Here is a 26,987-nt window from a genome sequence, read left to right as displayed (position 1 = left end):
GCTAGCCGGGATCCGCACCACCTTTGCGCAAGCGCGTCACCGTAATATGGCGCTTGGGCTGTGGGCGGCCGTCGGCTCCGGTGGTGCAGCGTTTGGCCCGCTGGTGGGCGGAATGCTGCTTGAACACTTCTATTGGGGCTCGGTATTCCTGATCAACGTGCCGATTGTGCTGGTGGTCATCGCCATTAATGCCAGAGTGGTTCCCCGTCAGCCAGCACGGCGGGAACAGCCGCTCAACCTGCGGCGGCGAAAATGGCGTTTATCAATTCGCATAGCATCGTGCTGGCGACCGCTGGCGTGCTGCTTCTGCTGCTGGCCGCGGGGATCTGGCGCAGTCTGGCTAAGATCCCAGACCCGGTTTAATGCCCCGTAACGCCATGGTGTCTTTCTCTGTGGCTATGTACATTATTGAACAGTTAAGCTACAATTGTGATTAAATGTACGCGCCGGAATTTCCGGAGTGTCGCGAAATTACGCACGGGAGGGCATATGGCCACAGTACAAGAAAGCCATGTAAACGGTAACGTTGACACCAGCAAGGCGCTGCCGGTGGTGTTCCGGATCCTGGAAAAATGGCACTGCAACACAGATGAACAGCTTCGGCTTCTGGGTATTAGTTCACGTTCAACATTGAACAAATACAAAGAGTCGAAGGGCGGCATTCGTTTAAGTCTGGATATTCAGGAGCGGATGAGCTACATCCTGAATATCCATAAATGCCTGCGTTTGCTGTTTACCGCCGATGACAGCATCTATGGCTGGGTGCGCAAACCGAATTCCCATCCGTTTTTTGCCGGACGCTCGGCGATGGACGTGATGAACGGTGGGCGAGTCGCCGATCTCTACGAAGTGGCGACGCGTCTGCAATCCTGGCGAGGGGGCATGGCGTGATAACGGAAACGCCACCACGCGTGGCTTTCAAAGGCGCGTCGGCCTACCGCATTATTCCCAGCCGCTATCCGACCATTGACCTGTTTGAAGATGTCGCCAGCAGCGATGAGCTGGAAGCGGTCTGGGCCGTTGAAGCGCTGACCAATGAGCGTCTGATGGAGGCGGCGGGTGAACTGATGCGGGTGCCAAAAGCCGACTGGCTGGTGGGGCTGAATGGCAGCAGCTATGTGATGGCCGCCTTTACGCACATTAACCCTGAAGGGGCGCGATTCACCACCGGTGATTTTGGCGGCTACTATTGCGCGCCGCAACTGGACACCGCCATTAAAGAGACGGTGTACCATCAGGAGCGTATCTTCGGCTATACCAACGAGCCGGCGCAAAAGGTCCAGATGCGGGTACTGTTTACCGAATTTGACGCGGAGCTGGCCGACATCACCCACGAACCTTTTGTCTCTTCGCCGCTGTATCACGCCACCGACTACAGTCAGTCAAAGGCCTTCGCGCAAACGCAAAAAATGCAAAACAGCGACGGTATCGTCTATTGTTCGGTACGCCATATCGGCCATACCTGCTATGTGCTGTATCGGCCCTGTCTGGTGACAAAGGTGCTGCAAGCTGAGCACCTGGAATATCACTGGAACGGCAACTCGATTAACAACATTCTGAGCATTAAGCTGTACGGGGCGGAATAAGTGAGTTTAGCGCCGGGTTGCCTGCCAGCAGAGCAGTGAACCCACGCACACCATCGCCGCGCCCTGCCAGAATGACCACGACAGCGCCGCGCTGAGCAGCACGGCGGCCAGCGCGGAGGAGAGCACCGGCGTGAAGTAGGAGGCGGCGGCCAGCAGGCTGACGTTGCCGTGGAGAATGCCGACGTTCCACGCCGCGTAGGCCAACCCTAACGACAGCGCGCACATCACCATTTTTATCACTACCGGCCAGCTGAATACCATCGGCGGCTGCTCGCTCAGCAGGAACTTCAACCACAGCATCAGCGCGGTTAATAAAACAAAAAGCGTGATACCGTTTTTGCCTTTGGCATATTTAGCGGTGACCGTACAGTAGGCCGCCCAGATAAACGCACCGACAAACGCCAGAATATAGCTCAGCGGGCTGGAGATAACGTTGCGGGTTATTTCAGCAATATCCAGACCGCGTTCACCGCCTAATACCCAGGTGACGCCAAATAGCGCCAGCAGTAAACCGGGGATCACCAGCCAGCTGCTTTTCTGGCCGTTAAACAAAATAGCAAACAGAATGGTCAGGCTGGGCCACAGATAATTGACCATGCCCACTTCAATCGCCTGCTGGCGTGTCCCCGCATAGCCTAATGACAGCGCCAGGCAGATTTCATAGCTGACGAACAGCACGCTGCCCGCCAGCAGGTAGCGGCCAGGTATCTGACGGAGCTGGGGAAAGCCAACGGTAAAGATCAACAGAATGCCGCTGAGGCTGTAGATCATCGCCGCGCCGCCAACCGGCCCGAGCCCCTCGCTGACGCCGCGAATTAACCCCACCATGGTGCTCCATAATACGATGGCGCTGAGGCCGATAAGCGTCGCTCTTTTTTTATCCATGACTGATCTGATGCTTTGACTAACGAAGTCTGGGTTTATAGCATTTTTTGGCGGCAAACAGGGATATTTTTACAGCTCACCTAATCCTAAAGGATTAATAAAACCCAGGCCCCCTGACTATTAAGGGGGGCTCAGTTTTCGACATTGATTTGACGCAAATAAATCAGGGGTATTGCTGTTAGTTTTCCTCCCGAAGTAGATCCATACAATGAGGAAAACAATGGACGTCAGTCGCAGAAAGTTTTTTAAAATCTGCGCGGGCGGTATGGCCGGGACGACGGCAGCGGCATTAGGATTTGCTCCTAAAATGGCGCTGGCACAGGCGCGTAATTTCAAATTACTGCGCGCCAAAGAAGTTCGTAATACCTGCACATACTGCTCCGTGGGTTGTGGGCTCTTAATGTACAGCCTGGGTGATGGCGCGAAAAATACCCGGGAATCGATTTACCACATTGAAGGCGATCCGGATCATCCGGTGAGCCGCGGTGCGCTGTGCCCGAAAGGCGCGGGGCTGCTGGACTATGTGCACAGTGAAAACCGTCTGCGCTATCCGGAGTACCGCGCACCTGGCTCAGATAAATGGCAACGTATTTCGTGGAATGAGGCCTTCGATCGCATCGCAAAACTGATGAAGGCCGACCGCGACGCCAACTTTATTGAGAAGAATGAGCAGGGCGTCACGGTGAACCGCTGGCTGTCGACCGGGATGCTGTGCGCCTCGGCGGCCAGTAATGAAACCGGCATGCTGACGCAGAAGTTTGTGCGCTCGCTCGGCATGCTGGCGGTTGATAACCAGGCGCGCGTCTGACACGGACCAACGGTAGCAAGTCTTGCTCCAACATTTGGTCGCGGTGCGATGACCAACCACTGGGTTGATATCAAAAACGCCAACGTCGTGATGGTGATGGGCGGTAACGCCGCTGAAGCCCATCCGGTGGGTTTCCGCTGGGCGATGGAAGCGAAAAACAACAACGATGCGACGCTGATTGTCGTCGACCCGCGCTTTACCCGTACGGCGTCGGTGGCGGACATCTATGCGCCGATCCGTTCCGGCACCGACATTACCTTCCTGTCGGGCGTGCTGCTGTACCTGATCGAAAACAATCAGATCAACGCCGAATACGTGAAGCACTATACCAACGCCAGCCTGCTGGTGCGGGACGACTTTACGTTCGAAGATGGCTTGTTCAGCGGCTACGATGCGGAAAAACGGCAGTACGATAAATCCTCCTGGAACTATCAGTTTGATGACAACGGCTACGCCAGACGCGATGAAACCCTGACCCATCCGCGCTGCGTGTGGAACCTGCTGAAACAGCACGTTTCCCGCTATACGCCGGACGTGGTGGAGAACATCTGCGGTACGCCGAAAGCCGACTTCCTGAAAGTGTGTGAAGTGCTGGCCTCTACCAGCGCGGCCGACCGTACCACCACCTTCCTGTATGCGCTGGGCTGGACTCAGCACACCGTCGGGGCGCAGAACATCCGCACCATGGCGATGATCCAGCTGCTGCTCGGCAATATGGGGATGGCCGGCGGCGGCGTGAACGCGTTGCGCGGTCACTCCAACATTCAGGGCTTGACCGATTTGGGCCTGCTTTCGACCAGCCTGCCGGGCTATCTGACGCTGCCGTCGGATAAGCAGACCGATTTGCAAAGCTATCTGGCGGCTAATACGCCAAAAGCGACGCTGGCGGATCAGGTGAACTACTGGGGCAACTATCCGAAGTTCTATGTCAGCCTGATGAAAGCCTTCTACGGCGACGCGGCGCAGAAAGAGAACGACTGGGGCTTCAACTGGCTGCCGAAATGGGACCAGGCTTACGACGTTATCAAGTATTTCAACATGATGGATAACGGCAAGGTCACCGGCTACATCTGCCAGGGCTTTAACCCGGTGGCGTCCTTCCCGGACAAAAACAAAGTCGTGCGCAGCCTGAGCAAGCTGAAGTACATGGTGGTGATCGACCCGTTAGTGACCGAAACCTCCACCTTCTGGCAGAACCACGGCGAGTCTAACGATGTCGATCCGTCGACGATCCAGACCGAAGTGTTCCGCCTGCCGTCCACCTGCTTTGCGGAAGAAGATGGTTCTATCGCCAACTCCGGACGCTGGCTGCAGTGGCACTGGAAAGGCCAGGAAGCGCCGGGCGAAGCGCGTAACGACGGCGAGATTCTGGCCGGTATTTACCATCGTCTGCGCGAGATGTATCGCACCGAAGGCGGTAAAGGCGTGGAGCCGCTGCTGAAGATGGGCTGGCACTACAAACAGCCGGATCATCCTGAATCAGAAGAAGTGGCAAAAGAGAACAACGGCTATGCGCTGGCGGATATCTACGACGCCAACGGCGTACTGGTGGCGAAGAAAGGCCAGTTGCTTAACAGCTTTGCGCTGCTGCGCGATGACGGGACGACATCGTCCTCCTGCTGGATTTACACCGGCAGCTGGACCGAGCAGGGCAACCAGATGGCCAACCGCGATAACGCCGATCCGTCCGGTCTGGGCAATACGCTCGGCTGGGCATGGGCATGGCCGCTGAACCGCCGCGTGCTGTACAACCGCGCCTCGGCGGACGTTAACGGTAAGCCGTGGGATGCGAAACGGATGCTGATCCAGTGGAACGGCACGAAATGGACGGGGAACGATATCCCGGACTTTAATACCGCGCCGCCGGGAAGCAAAACCAACCCGTTCATTATGCAGCCGGAAGGGCTGGGACGTCTGTTCGCCCTCGATAAGCTGGCTGAAGGGCCGTTCCCGGAACATTACGAGCCGATGGAAACCCCGCTGGGGACCAACCCGCTGCACCCGAACGTGATTTCAAGCCCGGTTGTGCGTCTGTATGAAGAAGATGCCGTGCGTCTGGGTAAGAAAGACAAGTTCCCGTACGTGGGTACCACCTATCGTCTGACCGAACATTTCCATACCTGGACCAAGCATGCGCGTCTGAACGCCATTGCCCAGCCGGAGCAGTTTGTGGAGATTAGCGAAGGCCTGGCGAAGGCCAAGGGCATTGCCAACGGCGATCGCGTAACCGTCAGCAGTCAGCGCGGCTTTATTCGCGCCGTCGCGGTGGTGACCCGTCGTCTGCAAACCCTGAACGTTCACGGTCAGCAGGTGGAAACCATTGGTATCCCGCTGCACTGGGGTTATGAAGGCGTGGCGCGTAAAGGCTACATCGCCAATACCCTGACGCCGAACGTCGGCGATTCCAACTCGCAAACGCCGGAGTATAAGGCGTTTCTGGTTAACATCGAGAAAGCGTAAGGAGCGTTTAAATGGCGATGGAAACACAAGACATTATTAAACGCTCTGCCACCAACCCGATCACCCCCGCGCCGCGCGCGCGGGACTATAAGGCGGAAGTGGCCAAGCTGATTGATGTCTCTTCCTGCGTGGGCTGTAAAGCCTGCCAGGTGGCTTGCTCCGAGTGGAACGATATTCGTGACGAAGTGGGGCACTGCGTTGGGGTTTACGATAACCCGGCGGATCTCAGCGCCAAGTCCTGGACGGTAATGCGTTTTAGCGAAACCGACCAGAACGGCAAACTGGAGTGGCTGATTCGTAAAGACGGCTGTATGCACTGCGAGGATCCGGGCTGCCTGAAGGCGTGCCCGTCCGCCGGGGCGATTATTCAGTATGCCAACGGTATCGTTGACTTCCAGCAGGATAACTGTATCGGCTGCGGCTACTGTATTGCCGGGTGTCCGTTTAATATTCCGCGCCTCAATAAAGAGGATAACCGCGTCTATAAATGCACCCTGTGCGTGGATCGCGTCAGCGTCGGGATGGAGCCTGCCTGCGTGAAAACCTGCCCGACCGGGGCCATTCATTTCGGCACCAAGAAAGAGATGCTGGATGTGGCGCAGGAGCGTGTGGATAAGCTGAAGAAACGCGGCTATCCGAACGCCGGTATCTATAACCCGGAAGGCGTGGGCGGCACGCACGTGATGTACGTACTGCATCACGCGGATCGGCCGGAGCTGTATCACAAGTTGCCGAAGGATCCGGCGATTGATACCAGTATTAATCTGTGGAAAGGCGCGTTGAAACCGCTGTCTGCGGCCGGTTTTATCGCCACCTTTGCCGGGCTTATCTATCACTACATTGGTATTGGCCCGAACAAAGAAGTGGACGATGACGAAGAGGAGGGTGGCCATGAGTAAGTCGAAAATGATTGTGCGCACGAAGTTTGTCGATCGCGCCTGTCACTGGACGGTGGCTATCTGTTTCTTCCTGGTGGCGGTCTCGGGGATTTCGTTTTTCTTCCCGACGCTGCAATGGCTGACCGAAACCTTCGGTACACCGCAGATGGGGCGTATTCTGCACCCGTTCTTCGGGGTGCTGATTTTCGTGGTGCTGATGTTTATGTTTGCCCGTTTCGTACACCATAACATTCCGGATAAGCAGGATATTCCGTGGCTGTTGGGGATTGTCGAAGTGCTGAAAGGCAATGAGCATAAAGTCGCGAAGGTGGGGAAATATAACGCCGGGCAGAAGATGATGTTCTGGACCATCATGAGCATGATTTTTGTGCTGCTGGTGACCGGCGTGATTATCTGGCGTCCGTATTTTGCCTCCTATTTCCCGATTCAGGTTGTGCGCTATGCGCTGCTGATTCACGCGGCAACGGCCATCATTCTGATCCATGCGATCCTTATCCATATGTATATGGCATTCTGGGTAAAAGGCTCGATTAAGGGGATGATTGAAGGCAAAGTTAGCCGCCGCTGGGCGCAGAAGCACCATCCGCGCTGGTATCGTGAAGTTGAGCGCGAAGAGGCGAAGAGAGAAAGCCAGGAAGGGCTGAAGTAACGCGTCATCGACATGACAACGAGCGGTCTGATGTTTCCGGATGGGGCGTCAGGCCGCTTTTTTTTGTGTGCTCGCTATGAATATGCGCGATTCGCGCTGTTTTTATGGATAAAACCGTCGTTGCTCGTTTTTGTCTGGTTTGCGCCCGGTGAATGGTCGATAATGCCGACCCGCAAACTCAACATAAACAAGTGATTAGAGGGATGAAAAAGACAATTTTTGCGCTGGCGCTTGGCACTTTTGGCCTCGGAATGGCTGAATTTGGCATTATGGGCGTGCTGCCCGAGCTGGCGCACGACGTAGGGATCTCGATCCCGGCGGCGGGGAATATGATCTCGTGGTACGCCTTTGGCGTGGTGATCGGCGCGCCGATTATTGCGCTGTTCTCAACGCGCTTCTCCCTGAAATCGATCATGCTGCTGCTGGCGGCGCTCTGTATTCTCGGTAACGTGATTTTCACCGTCTCCTCTAGCTACGTGATGCTGGCGTTTGGGCGGCTGGTATCGGGCTTTCCCCATGGCGCGTTTTTTGGCGTCGGGGCGATTATTCTGTCGAAAATTGCGCCGCGCGGGCGGGTCACCGCGGCGGTAGCGGGGATGATCGCCGGGATGACGGTGGCGAATCTGGTGGGCGTGCCGGCAGGAACCTGGCTGGGGCATCAATTTAGCTGGCGCTATACCTTCCTGGCGATTGCGCTGTTTGACGTCGCGGTGCTGGTGGCGATAATCGCCTGGGTTCCAACCTTATTCGACAAGTCTGACGCGCGGCTGCGCGAGCAGTTTCACTTTTTGAAAAGCCCCGCGCCGTGGCTGATTTTTGCCGCGACGATGTTCGGTAACGCCGGGGTGTTTGCGTGGTTCAGCTACATTAAGCCGTTTATGATGAACGTCTCGGGGTTCTCCGAGGGGGCGATGATGTTCATTATGATGCTGGTGGGCCTTGGCATGGTGCTGGGCAATATGCTGAGCGGCAAGCTTTCAGGGCGCTATAGCCCGCTGCGCATTGCGGCAACCACTGATTTCGTGATTGTGGTGGCGTTGCTGCTGATCTTCGCGCTGGGCGGCTATAAGTTCGCTTCGTTGACGCTGGCGTTTATCTGCTGTGCCGGACTGTTTGCGCTGTCTGCGCCGCTACAAATTCTGCTGCTGCAAAACGCGAAGGGTGGAGAAATGCTGGGAGCGGCTGGTGGGCAAATTGCTTTTAATCTGGGGAGCGCGATTGGCGCGTTTTTCGGCGGGCTGATGATTACCCTGAACTTCGGCTGGAACAGCGTGGCATTACCGGCGGCAGCGTTGTCATTTCTCGCGATGTCGTCGTTGTTGCTTTACGCTCGTTATCAGCAGCGCAGGGCGCTTGTCTGAATAAGCCTCTCCCGGAGGGGAGAGGCTGAGAGCATTAATGGCGTAAATCAATCACCATACGGCCGCGAATCTGGCCTTGTTCCATCTCTTTAAAGATGGCGTTAATGTCGGTTAACGGACGCAGCGCGACTTTCGGTACCACTTTTCCTTCGGCGGCGAACTGGAAGGCTTCGGTCAGATCCTGACGGGTGCCGACCAGCGAACCGACCACTTCGATACCGTCCAGCACCAGGCGAGGGATATCGAGGCTCATGGATTCCGGCGGCAGACCAACGGCGACGACGCGGCCACCCGCGCGAACCGCGTCAACCGCAGAGTTAAAGGCGGCTTTCGCCACCGCGGTGACCACGGCAGCGTGGGCTCCGCCGGTTTTTTCCTGCACGATTTTCGCCGCGTCTTCGCTACGTGAGTTGATGGTCAGATCGGCGCCCATTTCGGCGGCCAGCTTCAGCTGTTCATCGTTAACGTCCAGCGCGATCACTTTGGCGTTAAAGACGTTTTTCGCATACTGCAGCGCCAGGTTACCCAGGCCGCCGAGGCCATAAATGGCGATCCACTGGCCCGGTTTAATGTGCGAGACTTTTACCGCTTTATAGGTGGTCACGCCCGCGCAGGTGATGCTGCTGGCCGCGGCGGAATCGAGGCCGTCCGGCACTTTTACCGAGTAATCAGCGGTGACGATGCACTCTTCAGCCATGCCGCCATCGACGCTGTAGCCCGCATTTTTGACCGAGCGGCACAGGGTTTCGTTGCCGCTGTTGCAGTACTCGCAGTGGCCGCAGCCTTCGAAGAACCACGCCACGCTCGCACGATCGCCGACTTTCAGCGACGTCACGCCCGGGCCAATCTCTTTAACGATACCAATCCCTTCATGGCCGAGGATCACCCCGGTCTTGTCACCGAAATCGCCATTTTTGACGTGCAGATCGGTGTGACAGACCCCACAGCATTCCATGGATAACAGCGCTTCACCGTGCTGTAGCGGACGCAGCTTTTTATCGGTGACGTTTACCTGATGGTCATGAGTGACAACAGCAGCCTTCATATTTTACTCCTGGTTGTTTTGTATCCGAGAATAATACTCATTAATGATTAGTCATTAAGGCGTAAAACGCAAGGCGCAAGGGGAGAAGAATCTGGTGGGTTTTCATATTGATAGCACAATGCGCTAACCATTTTGTCTTCAAACGGTCATTCATTGTTCATTGGCAAACGAAAGGGTTACCCGGCCGGGCATGGCCTGGCCGGGTGAGGGGTTTAGTTTAACTGCGCATTGATTAGGGCAATCTCCTCTCGCCAGCGCTGCTGCATTTGCGGCTTCTGATGTTTGGGTTTACGCGCCAGATCGTCGGCTAAGCGCTGCTCAAGTTCGATTAGCCGCGCCAGCAGGTCATCATCGTCAGGTAACACCTCCGTCGTTGACACTACGCCAGGCGAAGCGGCCTCCAGAACCGCACGGTGTCGTAGCTGCTCATACACCGCGTCGGCGTCCGGCCATTCGCTCAGCCCACGTTCGTCAATCAGCCAGAAGCGATTACAGCTCTGGCTGATAAGCTGGCGATCGTGGCTCACCAGCAGCAGGCCGCCGGGATAGCGGCAAAGCGTTTGCGCCAGCGCTTCTTTACCGTCCATGTCCAGATGGTTGGTCGGTTCATCCAGCAGAAGCAGGCTGTAGCGGGCAAGCGATAGCCCGATAAACAGCAGGCGCGAGCGTTCGCCGCCGCTCAGCGTACTCACTTTTTGCCCATGACGCAGCCAGCCAAAGCCGGCGGAAATGAGCGCGCGTTTGCGAATTTCACCGGAAGGTTCAAACGTTTCCAGCGCCTCCAGCAGCGTGGCGTTATCCGCTAACTGGTGTAACGTCTGGTCGTAATAGCCCGGGTGCAGACGCGGATGCAGCTTAAGTCCCGCGTCGGGAACATCCTGCTGCAACTGGCGCCAGAGCAGGCGCAGCAGCGAGGATTTACCGCCGCCGTTGCGGCCCATGATGGCGACACGGTCGCCGCTTTGCAGACGGGCAGTTCCGGTGGTAAACAGCGGCGCAAGCCCCGGCGCAGGCGGAACGGCAAGCCGATCCATTTCCAGCAGCCTATCGGCCCGTACCGCATCGCCATGTAGCTCCAGCTGCCACGGCGTTCCGGCCGTCAGATCCGTTTGCGAAGCTTTCAGCCGGGCGACCTGTCGTTCCATCTGTTTGGCTTTGCGCGAGAGATCTTCGTTGTCATACACCTGTCCCCAGGTGGCCAGCCGCTTAGCGCTGGCGGTAACGCGGTCGATCTCTTTTTGTTCTGCCTTATGCCGCAAGGCATCGCTCTCATCCTGCGCGGCCAGCGCCTGACGGGCTGCGGTGCAGGGGAGTGCGAACGCGTGCAGCGTGTTATCGCGAAGAATCCAGCTGGTATTGGTCACCGCATCCAGCAGCGAGTTGTCATGTGAAACCAGCACGAAGCTACCGCTCCAGCTATTCAGGAACGTTTCCAGCCACAGCAGCAGCCGCGTATGCTGGCCGCCGCTCAGGGTCGCGGACGTATGCTCTAGCTCATCGGCGTGAAAGCCCATTTCCATCAATAAACGCTCGGCCTGCCAGCGCTGGCTTTCACGTGCGGCGGCTGGCAACTGTGCCAGTACCGACTGAAGCAGCGATTGCAACAGCAATTCATCAGGAAGATGCTGCTCTACGCGCGCCATCAGGCAATGGTTGGCGATAGAAACGCTACCGGATGAAGAGGGGATCGTGCCGTCAAGCACCTGTAATAAGGTACTTTTTCCGCAGCCGTTGTAACCGATCAGGCCGATACGGTCGCCTTTCTTCAGGGTGAAAGAGAGCGCGTTGAAAAGAGGGCCGAATGCCGTCTCAACGTGAAGAGATTGTGCAGTTAGTAATGTGCTCATTTGCTTACTCAAGTGTTACAGGCATGGGAATGCCTCGTCATACATCGCTGACGATAACTTGATAAGCCCGAGGGAAGGGTTTAAGGGTTGGTGTCTTCGCTCAAGCAGAAGTTATCGCAGCACGAAACCGATAACGCTTGAGCTGGTGCGATCACCAAATGTATGTGAAATATCAATAATTTCACAGTACAGCATAATTAGCCTCCTTTTATATGTCGTCAGGTTGAACGGTGAAAGCAGTGTAGCGGGTGCAGGAGGTCTTTGTCACCAAATAAACATTAGTTACAACATACATATGATGCTTTTTAAAAAGTGCACATCTCAGCAACGTGCGCGTCGTTTATTTTCAGTAGTGAAATCAGGGCAAAACAACCCGGCGTCGCTGTGCTCGGCCGGGCCTGGGAAGGATTAGATTGATGTACGACGATAGCTACGATATTCCGGCAGCCAGAAATTCTCATCAATGGCTTCCTGCAGCGCATCGGCAGAGGTATTGGTGGCCACACCTTGCTGCTGCGCCATTTTACCCACGGCAAAAGCAATCGCGCGCGACACTTTGTGAATATCTTTCAGCTCCGGCAGCACCAGACCTTCGCCGTGGGTGGCGAGCGGGGAGTGTTTTGCCAGCGTTTCGCTCGCCGACATCAACATCTCGTCGGTAATCCGGGATGCGCCAGAGGCAATAACGCCCAGGCCGATCCCCGGGAAGATATAGGAGTTATTGCACTGAGCAATGGGGTACACCGTATCTTTCCACGACACCGGCGCGAACGGGCTACCGGTGGCAACCAGCGCCTGACCGTCGGTCCAGCTGATAATGTCCTGCGGCGTGGCTTCGACGCGTGAAGTGGGGTTCGACAGCGGCATCACGATCGGGCGCGGGCAATGTTTATGCATCTCACGGATGATTTCTTCCGTAAACAGCCCAGTCTGACCGGATACGCCAATCAGGATATTCGGCTTCACGTTGCGCACCACGTCAAGCAGCGAAATCTGCTCGTTTTCATGCTGCCAGTCCTGAATTTTTTCCTGTTTTTGCGCCAGCTTGCTCTGGAACGCCAGCAGGTTCGGCATCTGGTCGGTTAGCAGACCGAAGCGGTCGACCATAAACACGCGGCTACGCGCCTGTTCTTCGCTCAGCCCTTCGCGCTGCATCTGCGAAATAATCTGTTCAGCAATGCCACAGCCAGCAGAGCCTGCACCCAGGAACACCACTTTCTGCTCGTTCAGCTGGCTACCCGCCGCGCGGCTTGCGGCAATCAAGGTGCCGACGGTGACCGCCGCGGTTCCCTGGATATCGTCGTTGAAGCAGCAGATTTCATCGCGATAGCGGTTCAACAGCGGCATGGCGTTTTTCTGGGCGAAGTCTTCGAACTGCAGCAGCACGTTCGGCCAACGCTGTTTCACCGCCTGGATAAAGTCATCGACAAATTGATAGTACTCGTCGTCGGTGATGCGCGGATTACGGCAGCCCATATACAGCGGGTCATTCAGCAGTTGCTGGTTATTGGTTCCGACGTCCAGCACCACCGGCAGCGTATAAGCAGGGCTGATGCCGCCGCAGGCGGTGTACAGCGAGAGCTTACCGATCGGGATCCCCATGCCGCCGATGCCCTGGTCGCCAAGGCCAAGGATGCGTTCACCGTCGGTGACCACAATCACTTTGATGTTGTGGTTCGGCACGTTTTGCAGGATATCGTCCATATTGTGACGATTCTGATAAGAGATAAACACGCCGCGCGCGCGACGGTAAATTTCGGAAAAACGTTCACAGGCCGCGCCGACGGTCGGGGTGTAGATAACCGGCATCATCTCATCGAGATGGTTCTCAACCAGGCGGTAGAACAGCGTTTCGTTGGTATCCTGAATGTTGCGTAGGTAGATATGCTTGTCGATTTCAGTTTTGAAACCCTGATATTGAATCCAGGCGCGTTCGGCCTGCTCCTCAATACTTTCAACCACTTCAGGCAGCAGCCCGAGCAGGTTGAAGTTGCTGCGTTCTTCCATACTGAACGCGCTGCCTTTATTGAGCAGCGGAAATTCCAACAGAACCGGCCCTGCATAAGGGATATACAGGGAACGATTTTTTTTGCCTGGTAACATCTTGCTTAACTCCGTTATCTTCACTCCAGACCCAGCGGCGGGCGCGGCGCGCAAGATTATAGAGCAACGCTTAACATGATGGTGACAAATTGGTGGAAAGGGCACAAAAAAGCGGGTAGTTGTCTAAAAGCTGGGCAATTAACCCTTTGTGCGATGCCGGCGGTAGGCTGACATTCATGAGCTAAGCTCATGACGGTATTCCGACAGCGGGCATAGTTTCAGTGCACGATGTGCTGTAGGTTGTATCCAGGCTGAAAGTTAAACACGAAATGCGAGGTAACGTCATGAAAGTGTTAGGTTATGCTGCTACAACCCCATCGACGCCGTTAGCGCCATTCACCTTTGAACGCCGCGAACCGCGCGCGGATGACGTGGTTATCGATATTCTGTACTGTGGCGTCTGCCACTCCGATCTGCATCAGGCGCGCAATGACTGGGGCTTTAGCACTTATCCCATTGTGCCTGGGCATGAAATTGTTGGTCGCGTGCGGGCCGTTGGCAGCGGCGTCAGCAAGTTTAAAGCAGGCGATCTGGCGGCTATCGGCTGCATGGTCGACTCTTGCCGCGTGTGTCAGCCTTGTCAGCACGGGCTTGAACAGTACTGCGAAGAAGGTAACGTACAAACCTATAACGGTCAGGATCGACACGATCACTCAACCACTTACGGCGGCTATTCGCAAACCATCGTTGCCAGTGAGGATTTTGTTCTGCACATCCCGGAAAGTCTGGATCTGCAGGGCGCCGCGCCGCTGCTGTGTGCGGGTATCACCACCTGGTCGCCGCTGCGCCACTGGAACGTTGGTGCGGGCAGTAAAGTGGCCGTCATCGGCCTTGGCGGGCTAGGGCACATGGCGATTAAACTGGCCAGCGCGCTGGGCGCGGAGGTGACGCTGTTTACCCGCTCGCCAGGTAAAGAAGCGGATGCTCGCCGTCTGGGCGCCAGTCATGTCGTGGTTTCCACAGACTCCGCGCAAATGGCCAGCGTGCAAAATCAGTTCGATGTGATCATTGATACCGTGCCTTACGTGCACGAGGTTAACCCGTATATTCCAACCTTAACGCTTGACGGTACGCTGGTCTTTGTCGGCCTGCTGGGTGACGCCCCGGAATTCAGCACCGTGCCGCTGTTGCTGGGCCGTCGTTCTATCGCCGGTTCATGCATTGGCGGCATTGCTGAAACTCAGGAAATGCTCGATTTCTGCGGCAAACACGGTATTACCGCAGATGTAGAGTTGATTGATATTCAAAACATTAATGCCGCATTTGAGCGAATGCTGAAAAGCGATGTGAAATATCGCTTTGTGATTGATATGGCATCGCTGCAGGCATAATCATCAATCATGGGCTCCCATTGAGCCCATGATTCACACTTCGTGACACTGTCACTTACTCAGCACTATCGAGCCTCGAACATAATGGTGTCGCTGGTGAAGCTGCCGTCATCCGTAATGGCGAAATGCTCGCGAACCTCCTGTGAGACTTTACTTTGCAGGTAGCGGATTGCTTCCACGATATTATCTGGCGTCTTCATTCGCGCCACCCAGGAGGAAAACTCCAGGTGCAGCGTGTCGCCTACCAGTTTATCGACAATCATGCCCCGGCTATTCACCATCGCCAGCCATTCCCCCTGCGAGTAGTTGCGAATATGCGACGGGTCGCGCAGCATCTCTATGGTTTGCAACCACACATCGAGGATCGCTTTCCCCGGCGAGGCGATGTCCATCATAATAAAGCGGCCACCCGGTTTGAGGACGCGGCGAATCTCCATCAGCGCCGCCTGCATATCGTGCCAGTGGTGAGCAGAGTAGCGGCTAATCACGATATCAAAATGATTATCGCCAAACGGCAGCACTTCCGCAGGGCCTTGCGCACAGGTGATATTGTTCAGGCCACGTTTTTCCGCTTCCTGGGCAACCACCGCCAGCATCCCGTCGGACAGATCGTATGCCGTAACCTGTGCGACCTGGAGCGCCGCGGTAAAGCTGGCGTGCCCGGCGCCGCAGCCGACATCCAGCAGCATGGCTTCGCCGTCATCGGCTAACCACTCGCTCAAACGACGTAAATCGGCCCCCTGGGCATGCACGTTGCTCTGTAAATAGGCTGCCGCCTGGCCGCCAAACTGTGACTTAACCAATGCTTCATGATGGTTGCTCATACCCGTCTTCCTCTGTTGTTATGTTGTTGTTAAAACGGACTATACGCCGGGATTAATACGGGTACAATATGGGCATTTATACTAGTACATCGAGTTACTACTATGGACAAGACAGGGCTGACGGGACCAGAAGCATTAGGCACCTTTTTACGCGTGAAGCGCGAAAACACCTCGCCGGAAATGCTGGGCATTCCCGTACTTTCCCGGCGCAGAACGAAAGGGCTACGCCGGGAAGAGGTTGCGCAGATGAGCGGTATCAGCACCACCTGGTATACCTGGCTGGAGCAGGGGCGCGATATTACCGTTTCCGCCCAAACGCTCTCCGGCATTGCGGTTGCGCTGCAGCTCAAACCGGCAGAGCGGGAGTATCTCTTTTTGCTGGCGCATAAGAGCGACCCGCTGAGCGAGCAGGTGCCGGCGGTTGAGCAGACGATTTTGTCCACCGTGCACCACGTCTCTGAACCTTGCTATCTGCTGGATCTCACCTGGCAGGTGCTAGCCTGGAACCAGGGCGCCGGGGCGCTATTTAGCGGCTGGCTGGATACCGATCCCGCGCCCAATATGATGATGTTTATGTTCCAGCACCCGCTGGCGCGAACGCTGGTCGATAACTGGGAGGCGCGTGCGCGACGGATCGTTGCCGAACTGCGCTCCGATGCTATCCATTACCCGAATGACAGCGTACTGAACGCCTTTGTGCAGCAAATGAGCGAGAATAGCCGTGATTTCCGCGAATTCTGGTCACAGCAGCAGGTGATTATCCGGGAAGGGGGCGAGCGTATTTTTCACCATGCCACGAAGGGTGACATGACCTACCGGCAGCTCAGCTGGCAGCTGGCGAGCAACCGGGCGTTAAAAATGATCATGCTGGTCCCGGAACCAACGCCCGGTATTACTCGGTAAATAGACGCATAAAACAGCGGCGCAGCCAGGTATTGGCGGCATCCTGATGGACGTGGCTGTGCCAGAACAGGTTAATCTGAATGCCCGGCAGCGCATAGGGTAGCGGCCGGATGGCGAGGCCAAAGCGCTGCGCCGTTTGCAGCGCCAGCTTCTCCGTCACCGTGACGATAAAATCCGTTTCGCTAAGAATATAGGGGATCGCCATAAAATGCGGTACGCAGAGCAGGCTCTGGTCACTGATTCCCGCTTTGGCAAACAGCTCAAAAATCCGCTTATGCCCGGAGTCCTGGGCCATCACTTTGATATGCTGCGCCGCGCGAAACGCCGCCTCATCGAACGGAACGGCGCTTAAAGGATGATCTTTTCGCATCAGGCAGACGTAGCGCTGATCGAAAAGACGACGCTGATAAAACCCCGCCTCCAGCTGCGGCAGCAGGCCAATGGCCAGGTCGACGCCGCCGTTTTCCATCTCAATTTTCAACGGCACCGCCGTGTCGCGGACGGTGGTAATGCGCACGCCGGGCGCTTCTTTACTCAGCAGATTCATCAGTCGCGGCAGAAGATAGATTTCGCCGAGGTCGGTCATGGCCACGCGAAATTCCCGCTGGCTGTCCCAGGGATTGAAGGTATTCCGGTAGCTCAGCGTTTTTTCCAGCGCGCTCAACACCTCATCGACGTCACCGGCAATCGCTTCCGCATACGGCGTGGGGCGCATGCCGCGCGATGCTTTTTCAAACAGTTCATCACCCAGCATGAGGCGCAGCCGCTTTATGGCATGGCTGACCGAAGGCTGCGTCAGCCCCATGATTTCCGCTACGCGACCGGTATGACGCTCGCTGTACATATGGCGGAAGATCACCAGCAGGTTGAGATCCACTTCGTTTAAACGTGACATAGATATCGTTATCAATCCGATTAATAACCGCTATAAACCGTACGGCATATCTCACCGCTCCGTTTTTTTATACGCTTTGTTAACAAAATAACAACATTAAAGGTGAGGAACTGTGATGCAAGTGGATTTCACTCCGGTCAACCGGCAGGTCACCGTTACCCCCGGCAGCAACCTGCTGGACGTCTTACGTGAGCAACAAATCCCGATCTCCTACAGCTGCATGGCGGGGCGCTGCCAGACCTGTCGCTGTAAGGTGCTCAGCGGCAACGTCGAGCAAATTTTGCCGGAAGATGTGCCGGAAATGGCGGCGGGCGAGGTGCTGGCCTGTTGTACCACGCTGCACTCGGCGTGCACCATTGAGCTGCCGCCTGCCGATGAGATTGTGGTGCATCCGGCGCGAACGATAAAAACCACGGTCACGGCCTTTGCACCGCTGTGCCACGACGTCTGGCAGTTGCGTCTGAAGCCTGCCAAACCCTTTACGTGGTCAGCCGGGCAGTTTGTCAGACTGACGTTTCCCGGCGGCGGACAGCGCAGCTACTCGATGGCAGGATGCCCACAGGACGACGAACTGGAGTTTCATATTCGCATTGTCGCCGACGGCCGAGTCACGCCAGGTCTGGTTGATGCGCTCACGCCCGGCACGATGGTCAAGCTCAACGGCCCGCTTGGCGGCAGCTGGCTGCGGCAAAAACATGACGGCCCGATGCTGTGCGTTGCCGGCGGAACGGGGCTAGCGCCGCAGCTCTCTATTATTCGCGCCGCGCTGGCCGCCGGGATGACTAACCCGATCCACCTTTACTACGGCTGCCGCTGGGCTGCCGATCTGTACGGCGTGGAGCAGCTGGAATCGCTCGCCCGCACGTACCGCAATTTCCGCTACCACGTCGTTCTGAGTCAGGAAGCGGCCTGCGCGACGCACCGCACAGGCCGTCTGCCCGCCGCCGTCGCCGAGGATCTCGCCACCTTAGCCGGCTGGAAGATTTACCCCGCAGGGCCGCCGGCGATGGTTGAAGCCATGACCCTCCAGGCGCGAGCGCTGGGAGCCAGGGCCGAAGATATTCACGCCGACGCGTTTTATTACCAACCGTAATGTCGTTCCCCGGATAGATAACTAAAAGGAGTCATGATGAACTTCACCTCTGCACCCAATAGCAATTTACTCTGGCCAGACGATGGCACCAGCCGCATCCCGTACTGGGCCTATACCCGCGACGATATCTACCAGCGCGAGCTGGAGAAAATTTTCTACGGTAAACACTGGTGCTACGTTGCGCTCGAAGCGGAGATCCCGGAGCCGGGCGACTTCGTGCGCAGCGTGGTCGGCGAGCGCTCGGTGATTGCGGTGCGCAATCAGCAGGGCGAAATCAACGTAGTGGAGAACGTCTGCGCCCACCGGGGCATGCGCTTTTGCCGCGAGAAATCAGGTAACCGGACGGATTTTGTCTGCCCGTATCATCAGTGGAACTACGATCTTGACGGCAATTTGCAGGGCGTGCCGTTCCGCCGCGGCGTCAAGCAGGACGGCAAAGTGAACGGCGGGATGCCGAAAGATTTCAACCCCGCTGAGCATGGGCTGAAGAAGCTCAACGTCGCCTGCCACAACGGCGTGGTGTTCGCCTCTTTTTCGCCCGACGTCGAACCGCTTGAGCAGTATCTCGGGCCCGATATTCTGGCCTATTTCGAGCGCGTATTTAGCGGCCGTCAGCTGAAGCTACTGGGCTATAACCGGCAGCGTATTCCGGGCAACTGGAAGCTGATGCAGGAGAACATTAAAGATCCGTACCACGCGGGCCTGCTGCACACCTGGTTTGTCACCTTTGGTTTGTGGCGCGCCGATAACCGTTCGCAGCTGATTATGGATGAGCAATATCGCCATGCGGCGATGATCAGCCGCAAGGGCAACGGCGGTAAAAGCGCGGTAACCCAAGGGGTGAGCAGTTTTAAGGAGCAGATGCAGCTTAACGACGCCAGCTTCCTGGATGTGGTGGAGGAGCCCTGGTGGACTGGTCCAACGGTGGTGATGATGACGCTGTTCCCAAGCCTGGTGATTCAACAGAACGTTAACTCTATGTCGGTGCGCCATATTCAGCCGCGCGGGCCAAACGAGTTCGACTTCGTCTGGACCCACTTTGGCTTTGCCGACGACGACGACGAGATGACCCAGCGCCGCCTTAAACAGGCCAATCTGTTCGGCCCGGCCGGTTTTGTGTCAGCCGATGACGGTGAAGTGGTGGAGTTCTCCCAGCAGGGATTCCATCACAACGATCATCGCCGCACGCTCGCTGAGATGAACGGTACCGGCTATGAAAATACCGATCATATGGTCTCAGAGAGCCTAATTCGCGGGATGTACCACTACTGGCGCGGCGTACTGGAGATTTAAGATGATGATTAACAATGAAATCTGGCAGCAACTGGTGGCGCTGCAAACCGAGTATAGCGACGTAGTCGACCGTGCAGAATGGGAGAAGTGGACGGCGCTGTTCATCGATGACTGCTGTTACAAGGTCATCCCGCGCGAGAACTACGATCGCCAGCTGCCGCTTTCCACCATTAACCTCGAAAGCAAAGGCATGCTGAAGGACCGCATCTACGGCGTGGCCGAAACGCTTTTCCACGATCCGTACTACCAGCGCCATGTGGTGGGGCTACCGCATATTCTGGCGATCGACGAAGGCACGATTACCGCCCGCACTAACTACGCCATCTTCCGCACGAAACCGGATGGCCATAGCGAAGTGTTTAACGTCGGCTATTACCTCGACACGGTAGTCCAGACCGCCGACGGGCTGCGTTTTGCCAGCCGTTTGTGCATTTTCGATAGCGAACTGGTGCCCAACTCGCTGATCTATCCAATTTAAGGGGAAAATAATGTCTGATAACTGGATCTTAGCCGCACAGTTGGCCGACCTGCCGGAAGATGACGTGATCGGCGTGGAGGTCAACGGCCGTGATATTGCGCTGTACCGTACCGATGAGGGCGTTTTTGCCAGCGATAACCTCTGTTCCCATGGTAATGCGCGCCTGAGCGATGGTTTTCTGGAAGACGGCGAAATTGAGTGTCCGCTGCATCAGGGGCGTTTTTGCATCAAGACCGGCAAGGCGATGTGCAGCCCGTTAACCGAAGGGGTCGCGATTTATCCGGTTCAGGTTGAGGGCGAGCAGGTGTATCTCAAATTTGCTTGAGTTGGGTTTGGCCCGGCATCCGCCGGGCCTGTAGCGGTTGTTACACAGCGAGCTGCTCAACGACGTCGGCTACGCTGACTATCGCTTTAATCCCACCAATGCCGGTGCCGAGCGAGATATAGCCTTCATCAGTATTGCCTTCCAGCATACCAAGGCGTAACCCGCGCAGGCCGCCCATCGCGTCGCCGATCTCTTCATTACTGGCGCCCGCTTTATCCATCGCCACCAGTTTCTCGGTAAGCTTTCCCGGTAGCGAACGATAGTAGTCGGGCAGGGTGCGGAACAGGCTTAAATCGAGCCCGTTGGCCGCCACAATTTTGTCCTTCACCGACTGCGGCACACGGTTTTCTACGGTGCTGATAAACACTGACCCGGCGAAAACCCCTTCCGCGCCCAGCGCATGGGCCGCTCTGGCGGTGCGCTTATCAACAATGCCACCGGCGGCAAGCACGGGCACATTTTCTACCGCATCGACAATCATTGGCACGATAGAGAAGGTGCCCAACGCGGTGCCTGGCAGGGTACCACCTTCATCAAACCCGGTGGCGACGATAATATCGGCTCCGGCGCGTTCCGCTTCGCGGCTGTTGGCGGGCGTCGGGTTAATGTCGCGGTAGATAATAGCGATGCCAGCGGCTTTCAGCTCGTCAAACAGGGCGGGAATAATCGCGCCGTCACCGTAGCCGGTGTAGACCACGGCCTTCACCGCTTCGTCCTTCATTACCTGCAGGATACCGGGCGTCCATATATCATTCTGCGGCGAGGGGATCAGGTTCACAGCAAACGGTTTTTCTGTCAGTTCCTTCGTTTTTCGAATCTCTTCGCGCATTTTCTCTGCCGTTTCTTCCGGCGTCGAGACGGTGGTTTCGGCGGTCAGCCCGGCGTTTGGCCCCAGAACGCCAAGACCGCCGGCATTACTGACGGCCGCCACCAGGCGCGCGTCGGTCAGCCAGGAAAGCGGCCCCTGGATGACCGGTTTTTCAATACCCAGAATCTGACAGATACGGTTAGTTTTCATGATGTTATTTCCTTGTTACAGCAGGAATTTGCTGGAATAGGAGCAGTGTAGGGCGGTTTATTATTCAGAAAAATAGTGAAAAATGTTCATCACTGTTATTAAATTAATAACAATAGAAATGACGTGAGGAGCCGGAAGGCGTTATAAAGATGAATCTATTTGAAAATATTAAAATTTTTATTGAGATCGTCGATTCCGGCAGCTTCACGCAGGCGGCGGAAAACCTGCAAATTCACCGTCCCGCGGTGACTAAAGCCGTACAGCAGCTCGAACAACATAGCGGGGTGCGGCTGCTGCAACGCACCACGCGGCGTATTTATCTGACGCCGGAAGGCGAAGAGTTTTACCAACGCAGCAAGCCGCTGCTGTCTCAGGCTGATGATTTACTCGAGTCATTTTCGCCGGACCGACCGCTGCACGGCCAGCTGCGCATCGATATGCCTATCGCCTTTGCGCGACTGGTGGTGGTCCCCAGGCTGCATAGCTTCTATGAAATGCATCCGGATCTGGAAATTATCCTCAGCAGTACCGACGTGCGTCGCGATATGCTACGTGATGGTCTTGACTGCGTGCTGCGCGTGGGTGAGTTAGACGACGGTGATTATGTCGCCCGGCCGCTGGGCACGGTGAAAAGAATGACCTGCGCCAGCCCGCAGTATCTGGCGCAATACGGCATGCCGGAAACGCTGGCCGATCTACGTCATCATCACGCTGTGAACTGGATAATCAGCAACGACCGCGAAGTCATTCCCTGGCACTTCGTCACGCCGACGGGCATCGAAGAGATGACGTTGCCGGGTAAGCTGATTCTTGATAACTCCGAAGTGTATATTTCAGCAGGCCTTGCCGGGCTTGGCCTGCTTCAGGGGATGAATTTCTTCTTACAACCGTATATCGACAGCGGCCAGCTGGTTGAAGTGCTGCCGAATTTTCCGTGCCCGTCGCGCAAACTGTCGCTGATGTATCCGCACCGCCATTTATCCCATAAGGTGAGGGTGTTTGCGCAATGGCTGGAAGGGGTACTGGACGACCTGCGTTAACAGGTTAAAGAATGCCTTTTTGCGCCACGTGATACAGCAGCATAATGGTCTTGCCATCGACAATCTCGCCGCGATCGATCGCGGCCAATGCATCATCGAAGGCCATTTCCAGAACCTCAATATCTTCACCTTCCGATTCGACACCGCCGCCGCTGCTAACTTTATCCTCAGCGCTATATTCCGCAATAAAGAAATGCAGCTTTTCCGTCACCGAGCCGGGGCTCATAAAGGCTTCAAAGACTTTCTGCACGTTGGCAAGGCGAAATCCAGTCTCTTCCTCCGCTTCCGCCTTAATACGGTTTTCCGCATCCATATTGTCCAGCAGGCCGGCGGCGGTCTCGATCAGGTACCCCGGATAGCCGTTCATGTAGGTTGGAAAGCGGAACTGGCGGGTGAGGATCACCGTGCGGCGGTCGCGGTTATAGAGCAGAATCGTGGCGCCGTTTCCCCGGTCATAGACTTCCCGGTTTTGTCGCTGCCATTCGCCGTTCTGGCGCTGTAGTTCAAAGGTATATTTTTTCAGCACATACCAATCGTTTGAGAGGGTGTCGGTCTTGACAATGCGTACTTTTGCGTTTTTATCGTGCACAGGGGTTTCTCCATAGTAGAAAAACCATCATATACGGCACGTTCGTGCATGATCAAGATAAAACATGCATTTATAAGGGAAGGAGATTTGTAGCTTCCGTCTAAAAGACGAGCCTGGTCGTGTCAGGCTCCTGGGCGATTAGTCTTTTGTGCGTAGCCATGGCGTTATAGTGACGCCAGCCAGCAGTCCTTCGGGGCTGAGCATTCGGGTCACCGTCTGGCCCCAGGGTTCTTTACGGTTTTCCACCAACAGGCGATAACCCTGACGCTGTAAAACATCGGTGGCGACATCAATATTTTCGACTTCAAATTCGATCCAACCCTGAGGGACGGGAATGTCGTCTGGCCATATTTCGGAACCAAAGCAGGATTGAGCAGCCTGGGACAGCGGCCACAGCGCGAAATGTTTCACGCCATTTAATGCATCAACATCCGTTAGCAGATAATCGCTATTGCCATCCATATGTTTTAACGGCAGGTTAAGCGCATCAACATAAAATGATTTGCTGGTTTGTGTATCGCGGGTGACAGGACCAAAGCCGGCGACAAACAAAACGTTCAGAGCGGGTAAATCTGGAACCATAACTTCCTCCTGAAGAGACCGTGAACAATGAAGACATAACGTTAATTTATACGTCAGGGATAACAGAGGCAATCGTGGGTGCAGATTCGGTGATGCCAACACGGTATGGCGAGGATTTGAGCGACATAGCAAGCAGGATAATCATGACCACAAAATTCCGGATTCGGTCTGACTTCACCCTTGTCAATGCAGTTTTAAAGTGTCACCCTGTTCTGCAAGATAGAAGTGGCACTTTAGTGCTGAACATTACATTGTCATTACCAATTCTTTGTTTTGTATATTATTATACAAGGTTTTACATTTTTATATTCTTATACTAGATTTTAGTGTGACTGTTAGGTCATGTAACATTAGAGGAATATATCATGCGTAAACTTATAGAAATTGATGATATTTGGTATGCAGTTGCAAAAGATAACACCTTACGATGCAATAACAGATTAGCAGGTAAAATTGATGATTGGGCTAACGTTTGCCAACTCCCACGTCCTGTTTATTCTTTATTGTTGTCTGAGTTTGAAAATTCACTTAATGATATAGATGTTAATGACTCTCATAACGAAAACGATTTCAGCCATAATATAGCGCATGTATCAGAGGTATCCCTAGAGAATATTCAAGGTTCGGATAAATATGTGAATTATCACTGTGCTATAACAAATAAAATTTAATTTTGCCGTGTAGAAATAATGTGGGGCGTGCGCTATGGAATTGATCCTTAATGAAGATATTTTCTTTGTTTACAAGGATGGTTGCTTCATTGCATGGGACTATGTTAAACACAAGCAACATCGGTTGAGTTTTAGTAGCGTTAGAGCAATTCTTGATTGTGACTTTAGACGTGATAATCCAAATATCGAAAATGAATTATTTAATGCAAATATCCTAATTGAAAAATCAACACCATCAAATTGTAACCAATGGTCCTGGGATATTCTTGCGCGTATCTTTCACCTTGGCACGGTTAAAGACAAGAGAGATGATGTTATATCTCCTACCGAAAGAGCTCGTGAATACGTTGAATACTGCAATTCAATTAACGAAGAAATGGGGCGCGATTTTTTCAACACTGAACGAGGCGATACTCTCACATCAATTCATGATATAGAAGGGCTTCCGGACATAGGGCCGCTGCAAGCACTTCTGGAGAACAGAAGAACTAATAGAAGTTTCTCGCAAGAAGAGCTGTCCTTTTCATACATTATGAAAATTTTAGACGAAACTTTTCGTTATAGAGAGCATGACCATACAGAATACGCCAGGAGAGGGCTTTACACGCCGACCAAAAGACGTTCATCTCCTTCAGGTGGGTCTCTGCAAAGTTGTGAGGCTTATTTAATCAGCAAGAATGTTTCATCTATTGAATCTGGTGTATATCACTTCCGGTCACATACTAGTTCGCTAGGTCTTATGAGTAAATTGAGACAGGAATTTAGTTTTGGAACTCTTTGTAGCGGGCAGAAGTTTGCCGATGGACTGAGCGCCTTTATTGTTATAACTTGCCGTTTTGAAAAATTAATGTGGAAATATAAACATTCGCATGCTTATAGAGTTGCACTTTTGGATGCAGGGCATTTATCCCAGACAATTCACTTGCTCGCGACAGCACTAAATATAAGAACTTGGGTAACAGGAGCTTTTTATGATGACGAGGTCAGGAAGCTGTTAAGCATTTCAATAGACTCAACGGAATATCCAATTTTAATTGTAGGACTAGGGACTGGTGACCTCAATCCTATCGATGCATATTTGAATGATTATTAGGTAATTTATGGCATGATTAATGTCATAGGCCTCCATAACATCGGTCGTCATCATTTAGAAAATTTGGCGATCCACTCAATTGCTCCAGGAGTGCGGATCCAAGGCTTCATGTTGTTATTAACATAATCAATGGCCTCGTCCATTCCACCTAACGTAATATATCCACTGTTAGACTTAGGTTGCAATCTGCACTTTGATAACAAGCCGGGGATGTGTTTATTAGAATCAATCGCAGTTCTAGCGATATCATCGGCATCAGGGGGTGACTGTCTGTAGGCGAGGAGGGCGCGTGTATACTGAAGATACGGGCGCACATCTTCTGAATAATCATCCAGTAGTAAGGTCAGCTCGTCCACCATTTCCAGTTCGAGATAATAACCAGTTAATAAATGGCGAATCCCCTGGTTGTCGTTCGGGTTGAGCTTGAGCATTTCGCGGCAATGAGCCATGGCTGGGTAGAAATTTCCTGACTCCCATAAGGCATCAGCCAAAGCTGCTTTTGCTCTCATATATGGACGTGTTTCGACAAATCCCCAGAAACGTCCTGCGAACTCCTGAAAATCCTCGCCCAGAGCAATGCTGGCTGCGTACAAAGCCGTCTCCAGATTCCCGATTTTTGACTCAGAAGGTTCTTGAGATATCTCGCAGTAGAATGAGTATGCGTCAGCACAGAGCGGGGATTTCTTGACCGCTTTTCTGATGAGTTTCAGCACAACGTCCAGGTCATCAGCTTCCCAGGCATCGAACATGAACTCCTGAGCCGCAGCCAGATCCAGATGTAATTGCTCAGAACTGACAGCATTTTTATACAAATCAACGCGCTTTTTAGTCGGGAATTTAATCATCTCAAGTATCCTTTTGGGTGCTCACTGTTCCGGTACTTTGCAGCACTGATGGTCGATTCTATCGCTTTGAACTTGCCACAAACAAGCTCGGGTATGCCAAAACGGGATTGATAGCCCGGAGCTGTTCCTGGACGCGCACCTGAGCCTTACGGCTGGGCGATTTTTTGCTTCGTTCCCGTTTGCCTTCGCTTTCCCGCTCATCTTGTTTTACCTGAGCCAGTCTGAGTACAGTCCCGAGACGTTTGTTATCGACAATCTGCCCCTGGTCGACACAGGCCAGCTTATCAAATGCCTGGCACTTAAGGCTCCGGTGTCCATAGTGGAAGGCGAGGGTGCCATCGGGATAGTCCAGTACTTTAATTTT

The 26,987-nt window shown here is 54.4% G+C and carries 26 protein-coding genes and 1 pseudogene; 16 read left to right on the top strand and 11 right to left on the bottom strand.

Annotated elements, in window-relative coordinates:
- From ACK5JN_RS22190 to ACK5JN_RS22180, 3 genes are all read left to right on the top strand, one after another.
- Positions 1–373, top strand: a 373-nt coding sequence (locus tag ACK5JN_RS22190; RefSeq protein ID WP_416872121.1) for an MFS transporter, incomplete at its 5' end; no start/stop codon positions are given.
- Between the two features lie 116 nt (positions 374–489).
- Positions 490–891 (top strand): antitoxin Xre-like helix-turn-helix domain-containing protein, encoded by a 402-nt coding sequence (locus ACK5JN_RS22185; protein WP_416872120.1) that lies wholly within the window; start codon positions 490–492, stop codon positions 889–891.
- Positions 888–1,586: an RES family NAD+ phosphorylase gene (locus tag ACK5JN_RS22180; RefSeq protein WP_416872119.1), complete on the top strand. Its 699-nt coding sequence runs from the start codon at positions 888–890 to the stop codon at positions 1,584–1,586. The genes ACK5JN_RS22185 and ACK5JN_RS22180 overlap by 4 nt, the downstream gene beginning before the upstream one ends.
- Positions 1,587–1,592: 6 nt before the next feature.
- Here the strand turns inward: ACK5JN_RS22180 and yddG are convergent, their stop codons facing one another.
- Positions 1,593–2,471, bottom strand: coding sequence for an aromatic amino acid DMT transporter YddG (yddG, locus tag ACK5JN_RS22175; protein WP_416872118.1), 879 nt, complete (start codon positions 2,469–2,471; stop codon positions 1,593–1,595).
- Positions 2,472–2,691: 220 nt separating this feature from the next.
- Here yddG and fdnG point away from each other — a divergent pair, with 220 nt between their 5' ends.
- The 4 genes from fdnG (at position 2,692) to araJ (ending at position 8,648) form a co-directional block, all read left to right on the top strand.
- Complete coding sequence (gene fdnG, locus ACK5JN_RS22170) at positions 2,692–5,739, top strand: formate dehydrogenase-N subunit alpha (RefSeq protein ID WP_416872117.1); 3,048 nt, start codon at positions 2,692–2,694, stop codon at positions 5,737–5,739.
- Positions 5,740–5,750: 11 nt separating this feature from the next.
- On the top strand, positions 5,751–6,638 hold the full coding sequence (gene fdxH, locus ACK5JN_RS22165; RefSeq protein ID WP_416872116.1) for a formate dehydrogenase subunit beta: 888 nt from the start codon (positions 5,751–5,753) through the stop codon (positions 6,636–6,638).
- On the top strand, positions 6,631–7,287 hold the full coding sequence (fdnI, locus tag ACK5JN_RS22160) for a formate dehydrogenase-N subunit gamma (RefSeq protein ID WP_416872115.1): 657 nt from the start codon (positions 6,631–6,633) through the stop codon (positions 7,285–7,287). The genes fdxH and fdnI overlap by 8 nt, the downstream gene beginning before the upstream one ends.
- Positions 7,288–7,490: 203 nt before the next feature.
- On the top strand, positions 7,491–8,648 hold the full coding sequence (gene araJ / locus ACK5JN_RS22155; protein WP_416872114.1) for an MFS transporter AraJ: 1,158 nt from the start codon (positions 7,491–7,493) through the stop codon (positions 8,646–8,648).
- Positions 8,649–8,682: 34 nt separating this feature from the next.
- Here araJ and adhP read toward each other — a convergent pair whose 3' ends face one another.
- From adhP to ACK5JN_RS22140, 3 genes are all read right to left on the bottom strand, one after another.
- The gene (gene adhP / locus ACK5JN_RS22150; protein ID WP_163445580.1) at positions 8,683–9,693 is read right to left on the bottom strand and encodes an alcohol dehydrogenase AdhP; all 1,011 of its coding nucleotides are present in this window, start codon (positions 9,691–9,693) and stop codon (positions 8,683–8,685) included.
- Between the two features lie 212 nt (positions 9,694–9,905).
- Positions 9,906–11,540 (bottom strand): ATP-binding cassette domain-containing protein, encoded by a 1,635-nt coding sequence (locus tag ACK5JN_RS22145; protein ID WP_416872113.1) that lies wholly within the window; start codon positions 11,538–11,540, stop codon positions 9,906–9,908.
- Positions 11,541–11,948: 408 nt separating this feature from the next.
- Positions 11,949–13,643 (bottom strand): NAD-dependent malic enzyme, encoded by a 1,695-nt coding sequence (locus ACK5JN_RS22140; RefSeq protein ID WP_416872112.1) that lies wholly within the window; start codon positions 13,641–13,643, stop codon positions 11,949–11,951.
- A gap of 284 nt (positions 13,644–13,927) precedes the next feature.
- On the opposite strand from ACK5JN_RS22140, the gene ACK5JN_RS22135 reads away from it, so the two are divergent.
- A complete protein-coding gene (locus tag ACK5JN_RS22135) occupies positions 13,928–14,974 on the top strand; it encodes an NAD(P)-dependent alcohol dehydrogenase (RefSeq protein ID WP_416872111.1) in 1,047 nt (348 codons plus the stop codon).
- Positions 14,975–15,039: 65 nt separating this feature from the next.
- Here ACK5JN_RS22135 and ACK5JN_RS22130 read toward each other — a convergent pair whose 3' ends face one another.
- The gene (locus ACK5JN_RS22130; RefSeq protein WP_416872110.1) at positions 15,040–15,798 is read right to left on the bottom strand and encodes a class I SAM-dependent methyltransferase; all 759 of its coding nucleotides are present in this window, start codon (positions 15,796–15,798) and stop codon (positions 15,040–15,042) included.
- Positions 15,799–15,900: 102 nt separating this feature from the next.
- Between ACK5JN_RS22130 and ACK5JN_RS22125 the strand changes: the two genes are divergently transcribed.
- On the top strand, positions 15,901–16,701 hold the full coding sequence (locus tag ACK5JN_RS22125; RefSeq protein ID WP_416872109.1) for a helix-turn-helix transcriptional regulator: 801 nt from the start codon (positions 15,901–15,903) through the stop codon (positions 16,699–16,701).
- Here ACK5JN_RS22125 and ACK5JN_RS22120 read toward each other — a convergent pair.
- Positions 16,691–17,596: a LysR family transcriptional regulator gene (locus tag ACK5JN_RS22120; RefSeq protein ID WP_416872108.1), complete on the bottom strand. Its 906-nt coding sequence runs from the start codon at positions 17,594–17,596 to the stop codon at positions 16,691–16,693. The genes ACK5JN_RS22125 and ACK5JN_RS22120 overlap by 11 nt on opposite strands.
- A 115-nt stretch (positions 17,597–17,711) precedes the next feature.
- On the opposite strand from ACK5JN_RS22120, the gene ACK5JN_RS22115 reads away from it, so the two are divergent.
- From ACK5JN_RS22115 to ACK5JN_RS22100, 4 genes are read left to right on the top strand one after another with little or no spacing between them, the layout of a single operon-like run.
- Positions 17,712–18,689 carry a 2Fe-2S iron-sulfur cluster-binding protein gene (locus tag ACK5JN_RS22115; protein ID WP_416872122.1) on the top strand — a complete coding sequence of 326 codons (978 nt, stop codon included), beginning with the start codon at positions 17,712–17,714 and terminating at the stop codon, positions 18,687–18,689.
- Between the two features lie 33 nt (positions 18,690–18,722).
- Positions 18,723–19,982 carry an aromatic ring-hydroxylating dioxygenase subunit alpha gene (locus tag ACK5JN_RS22110; protein ID WP_416872107.1) on the top strand — a complete coding sequence of 420 codons (1,260 nt, stop codon included), beginning with the start codon at positions 18,723–18,725 and terminating at the stop codon, positions 19,980–19,982.
- A gap of 1 nt (position 19,983) precedes the next feature.
- The gene (locus ACK5JN_RS22105) at positions 19,984–20,460 is read left to right on the top strand and encodes an aromatic-ring-hydroxylating dioxygenase subunit beta (RefSeq protein WP_416872106.1); all 477 of its coding nucleotides are present in this window, start codon (positions 19,984–19,986) and stop codon (positions 20,458–20,460) included.
- Positions 20,461–20,470: 10 nt separating this feature from the next.
- Positions 20,471–20,785: a non-heme iron oxygenase ferredoxin subunit gene (locus ACK5JN_RS22100; RefSeq protein WP_416872105.1), complete on the top strand. Its 315-nt coding sequence runs from the start codon at positions 20,471–20,473 to the stop codon at positions 20,783–20,785.
- A 40-nt stretch (positions 20,786–20,825) separates the two neighbouring features.
- Here the strand turns inward: ACK5JN_RS22100 and ACK5JN_RS22095 are convergent, their stop codons facing one another.
- Positions 20,826–21,803 carry an NAD(P)H-dependent flavin oxidoreductase gene (locus ACK5JN_RS22095; RefSeq protein WP_416872104.1) on the bottom strand — a complete coding sequence of 326 codons (978 nt, stop codon included), beginning with the start codon at positions 21,801–21,803 and terminating at the stop codon, positions 20,826–20,828.
- Between the two features lie 149 nt (positions 21,804–21,952).
- Here ACK5JN_RS22095 and ACK5JN_RS22090 point away from each other — a divergent pair, with 149 nt between their 5' ends.
- Positions 21,953–22,843 (top strand): LysR family transcriptional regulator, encoded by an 891-nt coding sequence (locus ACK5JN_RS22090; RefSeq protein WP_416872103.1) that lies wholly within the window; start codon positions 21,953–21,955, stop codon positions 22,841–22,843.
- Between the two features lie 4 nt (positions 22,844–22,847).
- Here ACK5JN_RS22090 and ACK5JN_RS22085 read toward each other — a convergent pair whose 3' ends face one another.
- Positions 22,848–23,432 (bottom strand): GDP-mannose pyrophosphatase, encoded by a 585-nt coding sequence (locus ACK5JN_RS22085; RefSeq protein ID WP_416872102.1) that lies wholly within the window; start codon positions 23,430–23,432, stop codon positions 22,848–22,850.
- Between the two features lie 138 nt (positions 23,433–23,570).
- Positions 23,571–24,014 carry a VOC family protein gene (locus ACK5JN_RS22080; RefSeq protein WP_416872101.1) on the bottom strand — a complete coding sequence of 148 codons (444 nt, stop codon included), beginning with the start codon at positions 24,012–24,014 and terminating at the stop codon, positions 23,571–23,573.
- 365 nt (positions 24,015–24,379) lie between these two features.
- Here ACK5JN_RS22080 and ACK5JN_RS22075 point away from each other — a divergent pair, with 365 nt between their 5' ends.
- Positions 24,380–24,685, top strand: coding sequence for a hypothetical protein (locus ACK5JN_RS22075; RefSeq protein ID WP_139788744.1), 306 nt, complete (start codon positions 24,380–24,382; stop codon positions 24,683–24,685).
- A gap of 34 nt (positions 24,686–24,719) precedes the next feature.
- Complete coding sequence (locus tag ACK5JN_RS22070) at positions 24,720–25,778, top strand: SagB/ThcOx family dehydrogenase (protein WP_416872100.1); 1,059 nt, start codon at positions 24,720–24,722, stop codon at positions 25,776–25,778.
- A 50-nt stretch (positions 25,779–25,828) separates the two neighbouring features.
- Here the strand turns inward: ACK5JN_RS22070 and ACK5JN_RS22065 are convergent, their stop codons facing one another.
- Together ACK5JN_RS22065 and ACK5JN_RS22060 are read right to left on the bottom strand one after the other, a co-directional pair.
- Positions 25,829–26,623: a hypothetical protein gene (locus ACK5JN_RS22065; RefSeq protein ID WP_416872099.1), complete on the bottom strand. Its 795-nt coding sequence runs from the start codon at positions 26,621–26,623 to the stop codon at positions 25,829–25,831.
- 58 nt (positions 26,624–26,681) lie between these two features.
- Positions 26,682–26,987 (bottom strand): annotated as a pseudogene (locus ACK5JN_RS22060) (transposase); the annotation flags it as partial.

The sequence above is a fragment of the Kluyvera sp. genome (assembly GCF_047971185.1).
Taxonomy (GTDB): Bacteria; Pseudomonadota; Gammaproteobacteria; order Enterobacterales; family Enterobacteriaceae; genus Kluyvera.
The sequence above is the reverse complement of the archived record's forward strand: the minus strand, read 5'-3'. Positions and strand labels throughout refer to the sequence as shown.

Bases quoted from the DNA above. Each gene is read 5' to 3' on its own strand.
- ACK5JN_RS22185 (WP_416872120.1), top strand. From the start codon at position 490: ATGGCCACAGTACAAGAAAGCCATGTAAACGGTAACGTTGACACCAGC.
- yddG (WP_416872118.1), bottom strand. From the start codon at position 2,471: ATGGATAAAAAAAGAGCGACGCTTATCGGCCTCAGCGCCATCGTATTA.
- fdxH (WP_416872116.1), top strand. From the start codon at position 5,751: ATGGCGATGGAAACACAAGACATTATTAAACGCTCTGCCACCAACCCG.
- fdnI (WP_416872115.1), top strand. From the start codon at position 6,631: ATGAGTAAGTCGAAAATGATTGTGCGCACGAAGTTTGTCGATCGCGCC.
- araJ (WP_416872114.1), top strand. From the start codon at position 7,491: ATGAAAAAGACAATTTTTGCGCTGGCGCTTGGCACTTTTGGCCTCGGA.
- adhP (WP_163445580.1), bottom strand. From the start codon at position 9,693: ATGAAGGCTGCTGTTGTCACTCATGACCATCAGGTAAACGTCACCGAT.
- ACK5JN_RS22145 (WP_416872113.1), bottom strand. From the start codon at position 11,540: ATGAGCACATTACTAACTGCACAATCTCTTCACGTTGAGACGGCATTC.
- ACK5JN_RS22140 (WP_416872112.1), bottom strand. From the start codon at position 13,643: ATGTTACCAGGCAAAAAAAATCGTTCCCTGTATATCCCTTATGCAGGG.
- ACK5JN_RS22135 (WP_416872111.1), top strand. From the start codon at position 13,928: ATGAAAGTGTTAGGTTATGCTGCTACAACCCCATCGACGCCGTTAGCG.
- ACK5JN_RS22130 (WP_416872110.1), bottom strand. From the start codon at position 15,798: ATGAGCAACCATCATGAAGCATTGGTTAAGTCACAGTTTGGCGGCCAG.
- ACK5JN_RS22125 (WP_416872109.1), top strand. From the start codon at position 15,901: ATGGACAAGACAGGGCTGACGGGACCAGAAGCATTAGGCACCTTTTTA.
- ACK5JN_RS22120 (WP_416872108.1), bottom strand. From the start codon at position 17,596: ATGTCACGTTTAAACGAAGTGGATCTCAACCTGCTGGTGATCTTCCGC.
- ACK5JN_RS22115 (WP_416872122.1), top strand. From the start codon at position 17,712: ATGCAAGTGGATTTCACTCCGGTCAACCGGCAGGTCACCGTTACCCCC.
- ACK5JN_RS22110 (WP_416872107.1), top strand. From the start codon at position 18,723: ATGATGAACTTCACCTCTGCACCCAATAGCAATTTACTCTGGCCAGAC.
- ACK5JN_RS22105 (WP_416872106.1), top strand. From the start codon at position 19,984: ATGATGATTAACAATGAAATCTGGCAGCAACTGGTGGCGCTGCAAACC.
- ACK5JN_RS22100 (WP_416872105.1), top strand. From the start codon at position 20,471: ATGTCTGATAACTGGATCTTAGCCGCACAGTTGGCCGACCTGCCGGAA.
- ACK5JN_RS22095 (WP_416872104.1), bottom strand. From the start codon at position 21,803: ATGAAAACTAACCGTATCTGTCAGATTCTGGGTATTGAAAAACCGGTC.
- ACK5JN_RS22090 (WP_416872103.1), top strand. From the start codon at position 21,953: ATGAATCTATTTGAAAATATTAAAATTTTTATTGAGATCGTCGATTCC.
- ACK5JN_RS22080 (WP_416872101.1), bottom strand. From the start codon at position 24,014: ATGGTTCCAGATTTACCCGCTCTGAACGTTTTGTTTGTCGCCGGCTTT.
- ACK5JN_RS22075 (WP_139788744.1), top strand. From the start codon at position 24,380: ATGCGTAAACTTATAGAAATTGATGATATTTGGTATGCAGTTGCAAAA.
- ACK5JN_RS22070 (WP_416872100.1), top strand. From the start codon at position 24,720: ATGGAATTGATCCTTAATGAAGATATTTTCTTTGTTTACAAGGATGGT.
- ACK5JN_RS22065 (WP_416872099.1), bottom strand. From the start codon at position 26,623: ATGATTAAATTCCCGACTAAAAAGCGCGTTGATTTGTATAAAAATGCT.